This window comes from Mesorhizobium loti R88b (genome assembly GCF_013170845.1).
Classification (GTDB): domain Bacteria; phylum Pseudomonadota; class Alphaproteobacteria; order Rhizobiales; family Rhizobiaceae; genus Mesorhizobium; species Mesorhizobium loti_B.
In genome coordinates this window covers 6166488-6181038 of record NZ_CP033367.1, presented here as the reverse complement: position 1 = coordinate 6181038, position 14551 = coordinate 6166488, and the positions used below count along the sequence as shown (strand labels likewise).

Here is a 14551-nt window from a genome sequence, read left to right as displayed (position 1 = left end):
TCAGGCCCTGAACAAGCCGCGATTGCCAAACAGGGGAGCCCTGTCGGCAATGGCACTCGGCTCGGTGTGGTAGCGCGTGATGCGCTCGACTTCCGGCAGCGACCCGCAGATCAGGGGTGTGCGCTGATGCAGTGTTTCCGGCACCAGGTCGAGAACCGGACCGGCGGTGTCGGATGCGGCGCCACCCGCCTGCTCGACCAGCAGGGCGATTGGGTTGGCCTGGTGGACCAGTCCCAGATGACCATGCGCGCACCCCGGCCGGTTGTCTGCCGGCTGCAGATAGACGCCGCCATGCATGAGGATGCGGTAGATATGGGCGACAAGCGAAGCGCCCCAGCGCATGTCGAAGTCGCGATTGCGCGGGCCGTCGGCACCGCTCAGGCAGTCGTCGATGTAAAGCCTAACGGCTTCACGCCAGTGCCGGTAGTTGGAAGCGTTGATGGCGTATTCGGTAGCTTCGGCGGGGATTATGCAGCTCTCCCGCGCCTGCACGAAAACGCCCAGTGGCGCCGAAAAGATGAAAGCGTGGGTGCCGTTGCCGAGTGTCAGCACGAGACCTAGCTGGGGGCCGTAGACAATGAAACCGGCCGCAAGCTGCTTTCTGCCAGGCTGGCGGAACGTCTCGGTTTCGCCTTCCTGAAGTGTTGGCAGCACCGAGAAGATGGTGCCAAGGGCCGCGTTGATATCGATGTTGGAGAATCCATCCAGTGGCTGGATGGCGACCGCAAGCTGAGCCTCACGGTCAAGAACGGTTGGCGCGCCGCCATGTTCGGCGGCGTAGAACGCCACCGGCACATTGGTCATGGCTTCAAGGAAAGTCGCGTCCGCTCGTGCTTCCAACGCGCGGCGCGGGTCTGCGCCGCCGCCGGTCAGCAGCGCTTCGCCGCCACCTGGTCCAACCGTGCCCATGATGGCGCGCAGCTTCAACGCGGCCGAGGCCAGTGCTCGTACGGCCTGGGCAACAGCCGGCCGCACGCCGGTTTGCGACATGGCGTAAGAGTTCAGGAACGCGTCGAGCGTCGAGGCGATCATCCCTTGGTCCTCCCGGATGCGCCGACTCCTCTCCGGGCCTCCACAAACCAGATGACAGGGACGAGCTAGTTTAGTAAAATTTATTTTCCTTACACACGCGATAAGAAAAACCTACTTATCAAATGCGCAACATATCCTTGAGGCAGCTACGCTCCGTCACGGCAATTCACCGCCACGGCAAGATCGTTTCAGCCGCGGCCGAACTTGGTCTCACCCCACCAGCTGTGACACTGCAATTGCAGCAGCTCGAGCATGAAACCGGGCTGGTTCTCTTTGACCGCACACCGGACGGGATGCGGGCGACAACCGCCGGACTGGCGGTGCTGGACACGGCTCAGGCGATCGAGGAACGCCTGCGCGTGTTATCCGACGAGATCGACGCGGTCAAAGGGGTGAAGCGGGGCAGTCTGCGGCTCGGCGTCGTCTCGACCGCAAAGTATTTCGCGCCACGGCTCATGGCGGCGTTCATGGCGAATTTTCCGGGCATCGAAATGAAGCTCGCTGTCGGCAACCGGGCCGAAACCATCGAAAGCCTCAAGAACCATAGCCTCGATATCGCGCTGATGGGGCGTCCGCCTCCTGGCATTCCAGTGCGTGCCGTCGTCTTCGGTGACCATCCGCTGGTCATAATAGCGGCACCCGATCATCCCCTGGTTAGGCAACGTGACATCACTAGGGAGCGTATCGCAGGGGAATCCTTCCTGATGCGCGAGTCCGGTTCGGGCACGCGTATATCGATGGAGATCTTCATGCGCGGGGTTGCGGGTTGGATGGACAATCCCGGGATCGAGATGGATTCCAACGAAACCATCAAGCAATCGGTGATGGCCGGCCTCGGCGTCGCGTTTATTTCCGGCCATACCGTGGCTTATGAAGTGGAGACCCGCCGCCTGGCGCTGCTTGACGTGATTGGAATGCCGCTCAGGCGGCAATGGTTTGCGGTCGCGCGCAGCGACCGCGCCATGACCCCTGCGATGGGTGCGTTCCATGATTTTCTGGCAAAGTCGGGCGCTCGCTACCTGCCCGCGTTCGGCCAGCTGTACCCGGAGCCGACCTTCTGATTCCGTCCTGGGCTGCTTGCCGCGCCTAACTTTCTTCGGAGCGATGCGCTTTGACTTGCACTGAACGGAAGTCCCGTGCTTCGTGTTGGCAACGTTCAGATGCAGCAGAGCTTGGTCATGCAGCGACCCGAAATACCGGCAGGGCTTCCCGCCGACATCGAAGACAGGAAAATCGCCGCCCGGGCATGGTTCGAGGATTTGCGCGACCGCATCGTCAGCGACCTCGAGCAGATCGAGCGTGATATCGAGGGCCCGCAAGCGTCGTGGTCGCCCGGCCGTTTCGAAAAAACGCCGTGGGAGCGCGATGAGGGCCGCGGCGGCGGTGGCACCATGTCGATGATGCACGGCCGTGTCTTTGAGAAGGTCGGCGTCCACACTTCGACCGTCCATGGCGAATTCTCGCCCGAATTCAGGAAGCAGATGCCGGGCGCCGAGGAAGACCCGCGCTTCTGGGCCTCCGGCATTTCGCTGATCGCCCACCCCTGGAATCCCCACGTTCCAGCCGTGCACATGAACACGCGCATGGTCGTCACCTCGCGCCAATGGTTCGGTGGCGGCGCCGACCTGACGCCGGTGCTCGACCGACGCCGCACCCAGGAAGACCCTGACGCGATAGCCTTCCACCGCGCCATGCAGTTCGCCTGCGAGAAGAACGCGGACGTCGCCGACTACCCGAAATACAAGACTTGGTGCGACGAGTACTTCCACCTGCCGCACCGCAACGAGCCGCGCGGCATTGGCGGCATCTTCTTCGACTGGCTGCATTCCGCCGAGGAGAAGGGCGGCTGGAATGCCGATTTCAACTTCGTCCAGGATGTCGGCCGCTCTTTCCTCGTCGTCTATGGCCACCTCGTGCGCGCCAATTTCAACGAGAACTGGACCGACGGCGACCGCGACGAACAGCTCATCCGTCGTGGCCGCTATGTCGAATTCAACCTGCTTCACGATCGCGGCACCATCTTCGGACTGAAGACGGGCGGCAATGTTGCTTCGATCCTATCCAGCCTGCCGCCAGAGGTGCGCTGGCCCTGAGCGGCGATATGGGCCGGAAGCCGTCGTCCTAAGGCTTCTTGGCATCAAGTTTGGTCAGTGGAGGTAGCGCTGCAGGAACATTCCACCTGGCTGCTCGTTGTCGACAGCAAAGGGAGGAATTCCATGAAAACGCTGATGCTGCTTGCCACAACGGCTCTTTTATCAATGAATTCGGCTGCATTTTGCCAAACCGAGCAAAAGCCTTCTGTTCCTACGATCCCAGCCACTCAAATTGAACCACGAAAAGTCGCAACGGCGCTTGAATTTGTTGCTACAGCGAGTTCTGCGAATTCTTTCGAGATCGATGCAGCCAAGTTGGCTTTGAAGCGAGCACAGGCGCCAGAGTTGAAAGCGTTCGCGCAGCGGATGATTGAAGCGCACTCCCCAGCTCAGGAAGAATTGCTGGCGATCGCGAAGTCGGGTGACAAGACAAAGGAGTTCGCCGAGCCGGCTCCGGATGGCGAACAGCAGGGAATACTGGCCAAGCTCGCAAGCGTAAAGGACGGCCCCGACTTCGACAAAATGTACATCGAAGGCCAAATCTACGTACATCAAAGGGCCATTTCGCTGCTCAAGGGCTATTCAGACGGAGATTCTGATCTGAACCGATTTGCGGCAAAAACCTTGCCGACTATCATCGATCACTATCAGATGGCTCAGGAATTGGGCTCGAAGTTGAATGTAAAGGCCCCCGCGCAATGAATAGAAGCTTCTTAATCTGGGCGCTGCCGAACATTCGAATGCCTGTCAAATGTCGATCATGCGTTATTAGATTGCTGGGCGACCGCAATGAGCAAAGATAAACTGTCAAGGCTTCATACAACTCTGGTTGACGCTCGCGCCGGCTACGAGACGGCGATCGACGATGCCGAAACGGCCAAACTCAAAGCTATGTTCGAGCAAATGTTTGCGATTCATGGCGCGGCGCATTCAGACATCGACAAAGCGCTCGTCGCAAAGGGCGAAAAGCCGGACGAGTCCGGATCGTTCATGTCCACTGTTCACAAGGCTGTAATATCGGTTCGTTCTGCTGTGACCGGCGTCGACGAAAATTCGCTGTCGTCGTTCGTGAGCGGTGAGCAGCGTATCGTCGAACAGTACGACGAGGCAATCCAGGACGAGCTCGATGCCTCCACGGTGGCAATGCTCCAGTATCACAAGAGCAGATTGCTCGGCATGATCACGCGCATGCAGCAGAATGCAGCCTGATCGCCAAGTGCGGCCAAATCGCTAGTCCTGGCTCATCACCATGCGTGACAGCACGCTGGACTTGAGAACAAATTGCTGGAACAGCGCACCGGCGACGTGAAGAATGACGAGAACCAGCAGAGCGGTCTTGGCCAGGACGTGAGCGGCTGCCGCTGCCGGCACGCCTGCGAACCATGCGATCGAGCCGGAAATCGGCATGCCGATGATCAGCGCATAGATCAGGAAATGGGTTGCGTTGGCGATGAATTTCAACGCCGCCGGCTCATTGTCGGGAAGTGCGGGAACGCCGCGCGTGAAACGCAGCCATAACCGCCACACGGCAAGCACAAAGATGAGGGCACCGGAGATGATGTGAAGGGTGACCATGCCCTTTCCGTCGGGATCGGCAGGTGCGCCACCAGCGAAGGCGCGCCATGCGTGTTCTATTGCGTCATGGGCAAGAAATTGGAAAATCACCAGGCACGCTACTGTCCAGTGCAATCCGATTTGCAGCCCGGAATATCCTGATGGATGTTTTGTCATGGTTTTTCCCCATCAATAAGACAGGGACGCTATCCGCTGGCGTGGCTTGAAACAATGGCAGTGTCACGAATTGTGATTTCAGAAACTTGACAGTCGATGCAGTCGATCCTGTCAAAAGGGCTTTACAACGACCAATGTGACGATTCCTATGATGAGAACCATTTGGACCGCGCTCAGGATACGCCAGTGAGATGCTAGCTTATCGTTCGTGTCAGCAGCGAATCTTCTGACGGCTCCCGCAAGATATCCGTGCAGACCGGACAGGCAGACCACCAGCGCGATCTTGGCGTGCAGCCAACCGCCAGAAAACGCAAATCCCTTCCACGCCAGCCAAAGCCCGAAAATCCAGGTGACGATCATGGCCGGAGTCATTATGGCCCGCAGCAATCGCCGCTCCATCACCTTGAAGGTCTCCGACCCGGACGAGCCCTTCGTCAGACCCGTATGATAACCGAGAAGCAGGGGCAAACAGATTATCCCCGCCATCCATGAAACCACTGCAATAAAATGGATCGCCTTGGCCCACGGATAGAATGCATCGGTGCCGAACAGGAACAGCAGCAGCATGGCGAAAACTGCGACCAGGATTGGAACTGCGGAATGTTTCATACAGGGTTTATCGCGTCTGGCGGCCGGCTTAGCAACATCTCTGCCAATCGCGCCTTGTCTGCTACGAGGGTGGCGGCCCTATCGGCCGAGTTCGCGCGTCAGTCTGTTCTTGGGGCCGCCGTCATTAAGGCAGTCATTCCTTGCCACTTCTCCTTGAGCAGAACCACGGGTCATATTTTGCGCAGCAATCTACGCAGTGATACCATCAAACGAGGATAGGCCCATCTAGGTACCGCATGACGGTACCCTAACGACGGAGTCGACTGATGCGATTTGTATTTGTCGATGATGCCGGGACCTCCATACGGGATCCGAAAATAGTTGTCTCAGCCATTGTCGTTCAAGCAGAAGAACAGCTCATTCGGCTCGAAAATCGAATGACGAGATTGATTCAAAAACACATACCTGCCGAAGAGCGGAGTTCGTTCTCTTTCGAGGCCAGGGATATTCTGAGTGGCTCTGGCCATTTTGATGATCGTGAAAAATGGCCGGTCGAACGGCGGATGGCCATTATGGACGAGTTGGCAACAGTCCCGACCGAAATGGAGATACCGATATTATTTGGGCTTGCCGATCGCCGAAAACATCAATGGATGGACGTTGCTGAGAACACGGAAATGGATGTGTTGAGGATAGCCCTGCACGCCATGGCTTTCGTAAGTTGCGCTTTCGCGGTTGAGCGGACGATGAGGAGCGCCTACAGCGATGAGATTGCGCAGTTGATCGCGCAAGACACCCACGACGCGCAGCTTCTGATCCGGTATGTTCACGATTGGTATCAAAACCCGATAGCCTTGGAGCGCCTTGGATCCGGGCGGTCGTTGCTTCCTCTGACCCATATCAAGCCAGAGGTCCAGTTTGCCGAAAAGGCGGCCTCGCTACCGCTTCAACTTGCCAGTTTCTGCTCGTTTATCATTGGTGGCAAATTTATCGGGAACGAAGGGATTGACGAATTGTATCGGAAAATTGCGCCGGTGCTAATTGCAGATGCCAAGCACGACTGGCGGCCTGCTAGATCACTGGGTTTGGCTCAGGAAACATAGGCTCGGTTGCCAGACAACGATCCATTAATAGAGCGACAACTCTAAGTGATGTAGCTTTTGGTCTCGACGCTTAAATGATCCTCCTCTTCTAACGTCATTCCTCGAAGCTCTCTCGAAGTTTTATCAGGCTGCGCCGAAGCCAGGTTCGCATTGTGTTGAGCGGTACGTTGTGACGCTTTGCAAGCTCGGCGTAGGACATGCCTTGTTGATATGCGCCCCTTATGGCTGCTGCTTTTTCTATGCTCAGATTGTCGATGCATCGGTCGAGAAGGGCAGTCTGGTCGCGTTCAATCAGCAACTCCTCTGCCCATGGTCTCGTGTCGGGAATATCGCCCGCGGCCGTCAGGTCGAAAGCAGAAGGGCGGCGCGCTCTGATAAGGTCGATCGAATGATTGCGAGCAACCGCCACAAGCCAGGAGATCGGGCTGAGTTCTGACACCGCATATCGATCAGCCTTGGTCCATATCTTTACGTAGACTTCCTGCAACGCCTCCTCGGCTTCCCCTCTGTCGCCTACGATTCGCAGGCATACACCGAACAGTTTCGCGCAGGTATGCTTGTAGAGCAGGTCAAACGCGGCTCGATCGCGCATGCTTGTTCGCAAGATGAGATTTGTTATGTCGTCTCGAGTCAGCATGACGCAGCCCTCGTCCAAAGCGGCTCCTGTCCTTCAGCCACTTGGATCTATGCGCCTTCGGCGGGATGGGAGGGCGCGTCGCGACCAACCCGACGATCCTGTTGAACAATATCGCCCTTGCGCGCCCGGCCGCGTCCCCAGCAACCATCGCTCGGAGTAACCGACGCCGGCAGGTGGTTCACCGAGGAAAGCCAGCGCTGATCGATCTTCTCCAGCGCGGCTTCATCGAAATCCGACGCGTGTTCCCAGTACCTGCCATGTTCGACAAAATACCCGAGTTCATCCTCGAGGATGTCGGCGGTCTCGATTGATCGCGCATCGACGGCGCCTTCAAGCATCGCCTTGAGCGCCTTGATCCGAACCGAGGTAAGTCGCTCGATAAACCGCAGGGTCACCCGCGGTATGGCAAGACGACTTTCAGGAAGGTTTGAAAGATTCAGACAGACTGTTCCGCAACGCAAGGCTTTGGCGAACAGCCTTGCAGACTTGGCTTCCAGGTCCCTCAATGTCACGTCGTCGCGCAGCGGGTCAGCTGTTCCAACGCCATAGAAATGCGTCGGCGCGTTCTTGGGATAAATCATATCGCAACCCAGGAACGCCATCACATCAGGCTTGAGGGCCTTCAGAGCCCAATAGGCAGCGGTGAAGGCCATTGTGCCGCCCGCATAGACAAACCCACCGAATGCATTCTGGGCAGGGACGAAGGCATTCGACTTGATGATCGACGCCATTCGCGGACGTTGGTCGCTTGGCAGGCGGTCATCGGGAAAATCGTCGGGGTGGATCAGATAGTCCCAGTCAGGCCGCACGCGCCAGGCGTTGTTTATGACGACAATCGACAAAAACGCCGTTCGAGACCAATCCCTGCATCGAACCGCGTCCGGGCCGCTGCCGACGATCAACACGATATTTGGCATGTCAGGCCCCTTTCCCTGTTTGCGTCCTCGATCAGCGCGCGCCAGTTGGCGTGGAGCCACACCTCTTGCGCACGAGATACCTGCCTCACGATGAGCTGCCCATCGGAGCACAGGATTCTGACCATTTCAGTCGCAATACGGTTGCCGGGCCGAAATGGATCACAGCTCATTGAAAAACGGATGGGCTGATCGGAAAAAAGTGATCGGAAAATCAGAAGCGGATGAAATCAGTGATCCAAAAGACGGCCTGGTGCGTAATGGACTCGAGAAACTCATAACGCTGCCTTGCCAGCCGGAGCAGGATAGAGCGTATAGCAGAACGATGGTGGAATTCGATCCAGCCCGGCTGATCAGGCGTGTCGCGGCAAGTCAGGATCGCGACGCGTTCGCGGAACTGTTCGAACATTATGCGCCGCGCATCAAGGCGATGATGATAAGGCGCGGCGCAAGTCGCGATCGTGCTGAAGATCTGGCGCAGGAAACATTGATCAAACTTTGGCGCAAGGCTGCACAATATGATCCCGAGCGAGCGGCTGCGTCGGCTTGGGTTTATGCGATCGCCCGCAATATCAGCGTCGATGAGAGTCGCCGCGAAGGCCGCGCCACTGCATGGGCCGAGGAAGATGGCATGCTGGAAGATCAACACAATGACGAGCCTGAGAGCCAATTGCTCGTCGCCGAGCGTGAGGCCTATGTCAGATCATCGATAGGTGCACTGCCGGAGGAACAGCTGCGCGTCATTCGCCTCTCATTCTTCGATGGCCTTGCACACGGCGAGATCGCAAATCTCCTCGGCATCCCGCTGGGCACCGTCAAGTCGCGGATCAGGCTTGCCTTGCAAAGGTTGAGAGACAGGGTTGGTGAGCTGAAATGACTGATGCCATTGCCCATCATCCAACCGACGAGACCCTCGCGGCCTTTGCTTCGGGCACCCTTGATGAAGCCCGCGGGCTTGTCGTTTCGATGCATCTGTCCTTGTGCGCTGCCTGTAGCCGCAAGGTGGAAGGGTACGAGGCGATAGGTGGCGAGCTTCTTGAGCAGGCAACACCGTTATCAATGGAGCCAGGCGCGCTGCGCAATGTTTTGCGCCTGATCGAAGAGGACTTCGCTGCCCCCGAGACAGGACCAAAACAACCGCTTGACCGCTATCAGCTTGGCCCATGGCGTTGGGTCGGGCCGGGCGTGCGCCAACGTTCGGTATCGGTGCCTGAAGTCTCGAACATCAAGGTGTTCATGCTGAAGGCAGCGCCAGGAACCAGGCTGCCATACCATAGGCATGCCGGCTACGAATGGACATGCGTCCTCGAAGGGGCATTCGAACACCAGTTCGGCCGCTATGGTCCTGGCGACTTCGACGAGGCCGACGAGACGATGGAACACAAGCCGACCGTATGTGACGGCGACCCCTGCATCTGTATCGTAGCACTCCAGGGCAATATCGTGCTTCAAAGCCGGCTTGGCCGCATCATACAGCCTCTGCTCAGGCTTTAGTCGGCGCTCGCCACATAACCACCTTGAGGCTCGCCGGCGTAGTTAAGTGGCCAACTTACGAAACCGTATGGCTGCGGTGTGCCTTTGCAATTGTGCAAAAAAGCCTTGCGTGTGATGCGAGGCGCTCTTGTTCATTTGCCTACGGAGCCGGGTATTCGAATTTATTGGTGTCGTATCCCAAAGCCTCGACGCGCCTGACCAGTTTTTGCAGGAGCTTTTTCGACGGCACTTTTCGGGTGAAGATCCAGGCGTCCTTGAAATCCGGACTGGCCTCTATAAACCACTGATAGTTCGGATCATGGTCGATGATCCAATAATCCCTGGATATGAAAAACCCATATCGAACGTGCAGCTTTGCATGCGTTTTTGGATCGAGTGTCCCCGCGCCGGAAATGGATCGCAGTCTTCCGGTCGGAATTCCTTGATGGCATGCATCCACCACATCCACCAATCGAGGGGTCTTTCGCGCGTAGCTTGTCGTCCCGGCAACACATCCATCGGTGATCCACATCGGTCGCCTGGCGATCTCCAACCATGTCCCTTTGAATAGCCGGCTTGGATCAACGGAGCGAACAGGTTCCGGCGCCTTCGAGGCTGCAGTCGCATAACACATTGACAGACCCATGAGGGCGATTGCAGCAAGGACGACGTTCCGGATTTTTGCGCTGTGCATGATCTTGCTACACTCCCGTGCAAACTGATTTCGGCGTCCCGACGATAACCCTTTGCTTGATTGGCGAGATAGGGCAGCCTGTGGCCTCGACAAGCAGTTTTAACGACTGAAAATCCGGTCCTTTTGCTCATCTAAGATCGTTGCTCATCGGTTGTCGCCACCGAACCCCAGCGTTTGAACGGTGATCGACAAAGCCACCGCCGTGATCCAGATTGTCACCATGGCGGATGTTCATGGATGGCCGAGTTGAGCACAAATCTCAGATGGCCCGCGGTGGAAGGCATCATTTCCGACCTCGATGGCGTTGTCTATCGCGGCAAGACGCCCATTCTCGATGCTGTCAAGACGTTCAATAACTGGCAGGCCCAAGGTCTTCCCTTCTGTTTCGTGACCAACAATTCGACGCACACGCCAGACGACGTTATGCGAAAGCTGGGTGGGTTTGGCCTGAGGATCGAACCGCGAAATGTCGTGACCAGCGCCATCACGACAGCGGAGCTCATCCGCGCCAATTATCCGAATCTGAACCGTATCTATGTGATCGGCGCTCCTTCGCTGGTGGCGGCCATCGCCACTGTCGACCTTGAGGTTACGGATCGGAGTCCACAGGTTGTGGTGATGGGGCTTGACCGTCTGATCTCCCATGAAAAGATGCGCACCGCGGTCAATGCAATCTTGGGCGGCGCCGTGTTCATTGGGACCAATCCCGACTTGCTCTTGCCGACAGAGGACGGGTTCGAGCCGGGAGCCGGCGCTGCATTGGCAGCGGTTGCCGCCGCCACTCAGACCAAGCCCATCATCGTCGGCAAGCCTGAAGTTCATATGATCGAGACCGCGCTGTCCCGCCTGGGAACCTCTCGTCAGTCAACCATAATGATCGGCGACCAGATCGCGACCGACATCCAGGCTGGCAAACGTGCGGGCCTTTTGTCCGTGCTGGTTACCACCGGAGTGCCCCCAAAGCAGGATCCCATGCTGATCCCGCCTGACTTTATGGTCTCCAGCCTTACGGAGTTGAAGTTTGAAATCAGGTTGAGCCAAAGCGGCGCACAGCAATGAATTGGGTGGCGCCATGTGGCGTTGCGCACTACCGTTTTTGACTGCAAGGCTTTTTCGATGCCGAGTATGGCGGCATGGAGCGCCGTTCAGCTTGATCAGCGCCGGTTTTGGTAAGCATTGAAAGGCTCACCCACAGCGGATTAGCGGACGCGCTGTAGGAGCGAAGTCGTCGGCACCTAGACCAGGAGATTGCGCGCCTCCCGACAGCATTAGCATGCTGACCGGCCGCAAGAAGTCGATTAAGGCCCAGAGCCAGGCGCCCACATTGAGGACGGCGACGACGCTATAGACTGTCACGAGCCTGGCTTTCAGGTCAGGCGAGCTTTCATTGAACAGTTTCGATAGTGCGGTCAGCATGGTTTCTGCCTTTGACGTTGCTTGTCATTGCAGGGACTTGCCAGCCCGTTTGCCTGGTTGGCACACCGGGTCACTCCGCCCGATGTTCTGCTTTGACGTCCATGATGGCAGGTCTCCTGGCTCGCGGCTTGCCGCCGTTTTCACCTTCCCGGCCCATGCAACCAGTGGCATCTCGAAACGGCATCGTCGCTTACAGTTGCGGGGGCAGCCACGGCATTGGGCTAAGCACCCGCACCGCGTTCCCTTTTGATCCCCGAAGGGAACCATCGCCGCAGCCGGTTCTGCCGGTCAATCGGCAATTGTCCCCTCGAAGGGCCGATGACATCGTGACGATCTTGCCGACATTCTCAATCCATTCCCATTGGATCGAGCATGCCGAAGACCGCGACTAGCAGGATGGCCACAAGTCCGAGGCCGATCTCGATCAGCGTGCCCGTCCGGATCGCGGCCAGCGCGTTTTCCCAGTTGCGGCTGAGGCGTGGCACGAAACAGTAGCGGTTGAGGATCGCCAATCCGGTCATGGCCAGAACGATGACGATCTTTGCCGTAAGCAGTGCCTGATAAGGCGACGACCAGCCGAGCGGCCAGCCGACGATGAAAAGGCTGTTGGCGATGCCCGAGAAGATCGTCAGCCCCACCACCCAGTGGCCCACGTTCGAGAAGCGACGCAGTGCGACCGCAGCTTGCGCCTGGGACGGTGGCCGGCCGAATTTGGCCAGCACGAAGACCAGCGGCAGCAGCGCGCCGAACCACGCGCCGGCGGACAGGACGTGCAGCACATCATTGAGCGGATGCAGGATGCCTTGCCAGCCATCCTGCATGACGGCATGGCCGCCGAGTGCAAGCGTCGCCAGCGCCAGGCCCGATGCGGCCGCTGTCGCCTTAGGCGCAAGGCGAGGGGGGAGGCTTTGCACGACCGCCAATATGCCGGCGCCGAGCAATTGCCCAAGCCACGCCTTGCCGACGCTGGTCGAGGCAACGGTGTCGCCCAGCACCTGGGCGTTCACGGCATCCGGCCAGCCATCGCCGATCATCGCGGCCTGCAGCGGCAAGGCCAGGCATGTCGTCGCCAAGGTCAGGCTGACCGCGGCAAGTCGAAAGATGGTCAGCCTGCTCGCGACCGGCTCCGCCAAGGATCTCGGCACCAGGATCGCCAGATAAGCGAAGGCGCCCCACAGCGCCATCAGCGCGCCGTCATGCAGAAAGCGGCATGCCGCAAGCAATGCATCCGCGCTCATGCGCGGGTCCGCCGATGCAAGGAGGGAAGGTCAATCATCGGGTGGCGGGCGGGGATGCCGGAGCATCCCCGCCACTTTGCGATCAAGGCTTCACGGTGAACTTGTAGTCGCCGTGTGTCTTGTGGCCGTCCTGCGACAGCGCGTGCCATTCGACCTTGTAGGTCCCCGCGCCAAGCCCTGCGGGAAGATCGACCATGAAAGTCTTTTCTCCATCCATCAGCATGTCGCCGTCCGTCTTGACCGCCTTCTTGTCCGGCCCGGTCACCTTGACACCGGTGAACTTCAGATTGAGCTCTTCGCTGAACTTGAGGTCGAGTTGGTTCGGCGCCGTCTTTACCGTGCCGTTGACTGGTGGCAGCGCGCTTTCGAGATGGGCATGAGCATGAGCGGCGCCCGAAAGCGCGAGCGATGCGATAGCCGCAAAAGCGGCAGAGGCAACGATGTTGCGCATGGATTGATTTCCTTTGTACGGGTGGACGCTGCCAACCCAAATTGAAATGGTGGTATTCGGTGAAACGAGGTTTCCGCGTGGCGTCGCCGCTTCTGGAACGGCTGCACGCCTGCGGACGCTGCAATCATGCTCAGGCCGGCGGGCCGCGCGGGCAGTGCGTTGCAAGCTCAGGGCGCCAGATAGGCGCGTCAACCAATTTTTTGCCGTCAGAGACAATAACGAACGCAAGCGAGACCGGCTCGATGTCGCTTGCAGCTGGGATGACGGCCGATCCAATGTCACAGCCGAAGAGGCAGAAATCACAATCAAACCCGCCGCCATGCGACGGATCTTGCGACGAGCCCCCAGTGCGGGCCGTGCAGATGACGTTGCCGAAGGCGTCGCGCGGCCCTGCCACCACCTGGGTGCCCATCGCAGCCCCGGCCGAGAATGCCTGCACCAGCAGAATCAATGCAGCAACGATCGCGGCGGAAGCAGGCATTCGTTTGCGAGACATCATCGTGGCCAACGGTCCGGTGCGGCGGAGTTTCTAGCATGCTCAATCAGGCATTGGCTACGCAGCCGCGTCAGGAGGTAGCGTTTCCTATTCGATGCTGATCTGGGCGATCCGCGGATCGCCACCGTTGAGGAACGCAGCGATAGAGTGTCCCAAGGCGACGGCCGCGACACACAGCATCACCGTTAAACAGATATTCAGGGCGGCCCGCGCCATGGCCCCGGCGCGCATCAGGTCGAGGGTTTGCAGGCTGAATGACGAAAAGGTCGTGTAACCACCGCACAGGCCGATCATCACAAACAAGCGCAGGTTTTCAGAAGCGGGGTAACGTCCCGAAGCGAGCGTGAGTGTGCCGAAAAGGCCGATCACGAACGACCCGGTGATGTTGAGTATGATGGTGCCCCAGAGGAGATCACGGCTGATCGGCAGAGCCAGGACAGAAACTGCATAGCGCAGGAATGTCCCTAGTGCACCTCCGAGGAACACAACAAGGCAATTGGCGAAAGACATGCGGACTCCTATCTGGCGGCGCTCTTCCGGTTGGCCGGAAATGTGCCGCTCTATTGATAGGAGTCATCAGCCCACGGCGGACGGTTTCGGGGGAACCCCATCCCCGTTGCGCAAGCCTACAGGTTGGGGGAAATCCCGGCAAGGCTGTCAAGACTATGCAGTGATCGCTGATATTCGGAGTCGCCATTAGGACTTTCAGCGAACAAACACAGAC

18 protein-coding genes and 2 riboswitches are annotated in these 14551 nt (G+C 58.4%); of the genes, 8 read left to right on the top strand and 10 right to left on the bottom strand.

What is annotated here, in order from left to right:
- Entirely contained in the window at positions 1 to 1032 is a 1032-nt protein-coding gene (locus EB235_RS30100; RefSeq protein ID WP_027033768.1) for a class 1 fructose-bisphosphatase, read from the bottom strand.
- A gap of 122 nt (positions 1033 to 1154) precedes the next feature.
- On the opposite strand from EB235_RS30100, the gene EB235_RS30095 reads away from it, so the two are divergent.
- The 4 genes from EB235_RS30095 (at position 1155) to EB235_RS30080 (ending at position 4334) form a co-directional block, all read left to right on the top strand.
- Positions 1155 to 2093: a LysR family transcriptional regulator gene (locus EB235_RS30095; protein ID WP_027033769.1), complete on the top strand. Its 939-nt coding sequence runs from the start codon at positions 1155 to 1157 to the stop codon at positions 2091 to 2093.
- Between the two features lie 117 nt (positions 2094 to 2210).
- A complete protein-coding gene (gene hemF, locus EB235_RS30090) occupies positions 2211 to 3125 on the top strand; it encodes an oxygen-dependent coproporphyrinogen oxidase (RefSeq protein WP_027033770.1) in 915 nt (304 codons plus the stop codon).
- Between the two features lie 123 nt (positions 3126 to 3248).
- Positions 3249 to 3827, top strand: a complete 579-nt coding sequence (locus EB235_RS30085; protein ID WP_155256475.1) for a DUF4142 domain-containing protein — start codon at positions 3249 to 3251, stop codon at positions 3825 to 3827.
- A gap of 87 nt (positions 3828 to 3914) precedes the next feature.
- Positions 3915 to 4334 carry a ferritin-like domain-containing protein gene (locus EB235_RS30080; protein ID WP_027033772.1) on the top strand — a complete coding sequence of 140 codons (420 nt, stop codon included), beginning with the start codon at positions 3915 to 3917 and terminating at the stop codon, positions 4332 to 4334.
- A gap of 21 nt (positions 4335 to 4355) precedes the next feature.
- Here the strand turns inward: EB235_RS30080 and EB235_RS30075 are convergent, their stop codons facing one another.
- Together EB235_RS30075 and EB235_RS30070 are read right to left on the bottom strand one after the other, a co-directional pair.
- Positions 4356 to 4856 (bottom strand): cytochrome b, encoded by a 501-nt coding sequence (locus EB235_RS30075; protein ID WP_027033773.1) that lies wholly within the window; start codon positions 4854 to 4856, stop codon positions 4356 to 4358.
- 111 nt (positions 4857 to 4967) lie between these two features.
- Complete coding sequence (locus tag EB235_RS30070) at positions 4968 to 5423, bottom strand: CopD family protein (RefSeq protein ID WP_245268910.1); 456 nt, start codon at positions 5421 to 5423, stop codon at positions 4968 to 4970.
- 308 nt (positions 5424 to 5731) lie between these two features.
- On the opposite strand from EB235_RS30070, the gene EB235_RS30065 reads away from it, so the two are divergent.
- Positions 5732 to 6508, top strand: coding sequence for a hypothetical protein (locus tag EB235_RS30065; protein WP_027033775.1), 777 nt, complete (start codon positions 5732 to 5734; stop codon positions 6506 to 6508).
- 94 nt (positions 6509 to 6602) lie between these two features.
- Here EB235_RS30065 and EB235_RS30060 read toward each other — a convergent pair whose 3' ends face one another.
- Both EB235_RS30060 and EB235_RS30055 read right to left on the bottom strand, forming a co-directional pair.
- A complete protein-coding gene (locus tag EB235_RS30060) occupies positions 6603 to 7142 on the bottom strand; it encodes a sigma-70 family RNA polymerase sigma factor (protein ID WP_027033776.1) in 540 nt (179 codons plus the stop codon).
- A 50-nt stretch (positions 7143 to 7192) separates the two neighbouring features.
- The gene (locus tag EB235_RS30055; protein ID WP_208603646.1) at positions 7193 to 8062 is read right to left on the bottom strand and encodes a hypothetical protein; all 870 of its coding nucleotides are present in this window, start codon (positions 8060 to 8062) and stop codon (positions 7193 to 7195) included.
- 169 nt (positions 8063 to 8231) lie between these two features.
- On the opposite strand from EB235_RS30055, the gene EB235_RS30050 reads away from it, so the two are divergent.
- Entirely contained in the window at positions 8232 to 8936 is a 705-nt protein-coding gene (locus EB235_RS30050) for a sigma-70 family RNA polymerase sigma factor (RefSeq protein WP_245268911.1), read from the top strand.
- The gene (locus tag EB235_RS30045; protein WP_027033778.1) at positions 8933 to 9553 is read left to right on the top strand and encodes a ChrR family anti-sigma-E factor; all 621 of its coding nucleotides are present in this window, start codon (positions 8933 to 8935) and stop codon (positions 9551 to 9553) included. Before EB235_RS30050 ends, EB235_RS30045 begins: the two co-directional genes overlap by 4 nt.
- A 139-nt stretch (positions 9554 to 9692) precedes the next feature.
- Here the strand turns inward: EB235_RS30045 and EB235_RS30040 are convergent, their stop codons facing one another.
- Positions 9693 to 10226, bottom strand: coding sequence for a lipocalin family protein (locus tag EB235_RS30040; protein WP_027033779.1), 534 nt, complete (start codon positions 10224 to 10226; stop codon positions 9693 to 9695).
- Between the two features lie 237 nt (positions 10227 to 10463).
- On the opposite strand from EB235_RS30040, the gene EB235_RS30035 reads away from it, so the two are divergent.
- Positions 10464 to 11285, top strand: coding sequence for an HAD-IIA family hydrolase (locus EB235_RS30035; RefSeq protein WP_027033780.1), 822 nt, complete (start codon positions 10464 to 10466; stop codon positions 11283 to 11285).
- A 446-nt stretch (positions 11286 to 11731) separates the two neighbouring features.
- Positions 11732 to 11925, bottom strand: a riboswitch (cobalamin riboswitch).
- A 64-nt stretch (positions 11926 to 11989) separates the two neighbouring features.
- Here the strand turns inward: EB235_RS30035 and copD are convergent.
- The 4 genes from copD to crcB form a co-directional block, all read right to left on the bottom strand.
- Entirely contained in the window at positions 11990 to 12880 is an 891-nt protein-coding gene (copD, locus tag EB235_RS30030) for a copper homeostasis membrane protein CopD (RefSeq protein ID WP_027033782.1), read from the bottom strand.
- A gap of 82 nt (positions 12881 to 12962) precedes the next feature.
- Positions 12963 to 13331, bottom strand: a complete 369-nt coding sequence (copC, locus tag EB235_RS30025) for a copper homeostasis periplasmic binding protein CopC (RefSeq protein WP_027033783.1) — start codon at positions 13329 to 13331, stop codon at positions 12963 to 12965.
- 130 nt (positions 13332 to 13461) lie between these two features.
- Positions 13462 to 13830, bottom strand: coding sequence for a hypothetical protein (locus tag EB235_RS30020; RefSeq protein ID WP_210266773.1), 369 nt, complete (start codon positions 13828 to 13830; stop codon positions 13462 to 13464).
- 84 nt (positions 13831 to 13914) lie between these two features.
- The gene (gene crcB / locus EB235_RS30015) at positions 13915 to 14337 is read right to left on the bottom strand and encodes a fluoride efflux transporter CrcB (RefSeq protein ID WP_027033785.1); all 423 of its coding nucleotides are present in this window, start codon (positions 14335 to 14337) and stop codon (positions 13915 to 13917) included.
- Positions 14338 to 14387: 50 nt separating this feature from the next.
- A riboswitch (Fluoride riboswitch) is annotated at positions 14388 to 14451 on the bottom strand.
- Between the last annotated feature and the right edge of the window lie 100 nt (positions 14452 to 14551).

Excerpts from the sequence above, each read along its gene's own strand:
- EB235_RS30055 (WP_208603646.1), bottom strand. The coding sequence starts at position 8,062 with ATGCCAAATATCGTGTTGATCGTCGGCAGCGGCCCGGACGCGGTTCGA.
- copD (WP_027033782.1), bottom strand. The coding sequence starts at position 12,880 with ATGAGCGCGGATGCATTGCTTGCGGCATGCCGCTTTCTGCATGACGGC.
- EB235_RS30070 (WP_245268910.1), bottom strand. The coding sequence starts at position 5,423 with ATGCTGCTGCTGTTCCTGTTCGGCACCGATGCATTCTATCCGTGGGCC.
- EB235_RS30040 (WP_027033779.1), bottom strand. The coding sequence starts at position 10,226 with ATGCACAGCGCAAAAATCCGGAACGTCGTCCTTGCTGCAATCGCCCTC.
- hemF (WP_027033770.1), top strand. The coding sequence starts at position 2,211 with ATGCAGCGACCCGAAATACCGGCAGGGCTTCCCGCCGACATCGAAGAC.
- EB235_RS30100 (WP_027033768.1), bottom strand. The coding sequence starts at position 1,032 with ATGATCGCCTCGACGCTCGACGCGTTCCTGAACTCTTACGCCATGTCG.
- EB235_RS30065 (WP_027033775.1), top strand. The coding sequence starts at position 5,732 with ATGCGATTTGTATTTGTCGATGATGCCGGGACCTCCATACGGGATCCG.
- crcB (WP_027033785.1), bottom strand. The coding sequence starts at position 14,337 with ATGTCTTTCGCCAATTGCCTTGTTGTGTTCCTCGGAGGTGCACTAGGG.
- EB235_RS30045 (WP_027033778.1), top strand. The coding sequence starts at position 8,933 with ATGACTGATGCCATTGCCCATCATCCAACCGACGAGACCCTCGCGGCC.
- EB235_RS30075 (WP_027033773.1), bottom strand. The coding sequence starts at position 4,856 with ATGACAAAACATCCATCAGGATATTCCGGGCTGCAAATCGGATTGCAC.
- copC (WP_027033783.1), bottom strand. The coding sequence starts at position 13,331 with ATGCGCAACATCGTTGCCTCTGCCGCTTTTGCGGCTATCGCATCGCTC.
- EB235_RS30080 (WP_027033772.1), top strand. The coding sequence starts at position 3,915 with ATGAGCAAAGATAAACTGTCAAGGCTTCATACAACTCTGGTTGACGCT.
- EB235_RS30020 (WP_210266773.1), bottom strand. The coding sequence starts at position 13,830 with ATGATGTCTCGCAAACGAATGCCTGCTTCCGCCGCGATCGTTGCTGCA.
- EB235_RS30095 (WP_027033769.1), top strand. The coding sequence starts at position 1,155 with ATGCGCAACATATCCTTGAGGCAGCTACGCTCCGTCACGGCAATTCAC.
- EB235_RS30035 (WP_027033780.1), top strand. The coding sequence starts at position 10,464 with ATGGCCGAGTTGAGCACAAATCTCAGATGGCCCGCGGTGGAAGGCATC.
- EB235_RS30085 (WP_155256475.1), top strand. The coding sequence starts at position 3,249 with ATGAAAACGCTGATGCTGCTTGCCACAACGGCTCTTTTATCAATGAAT.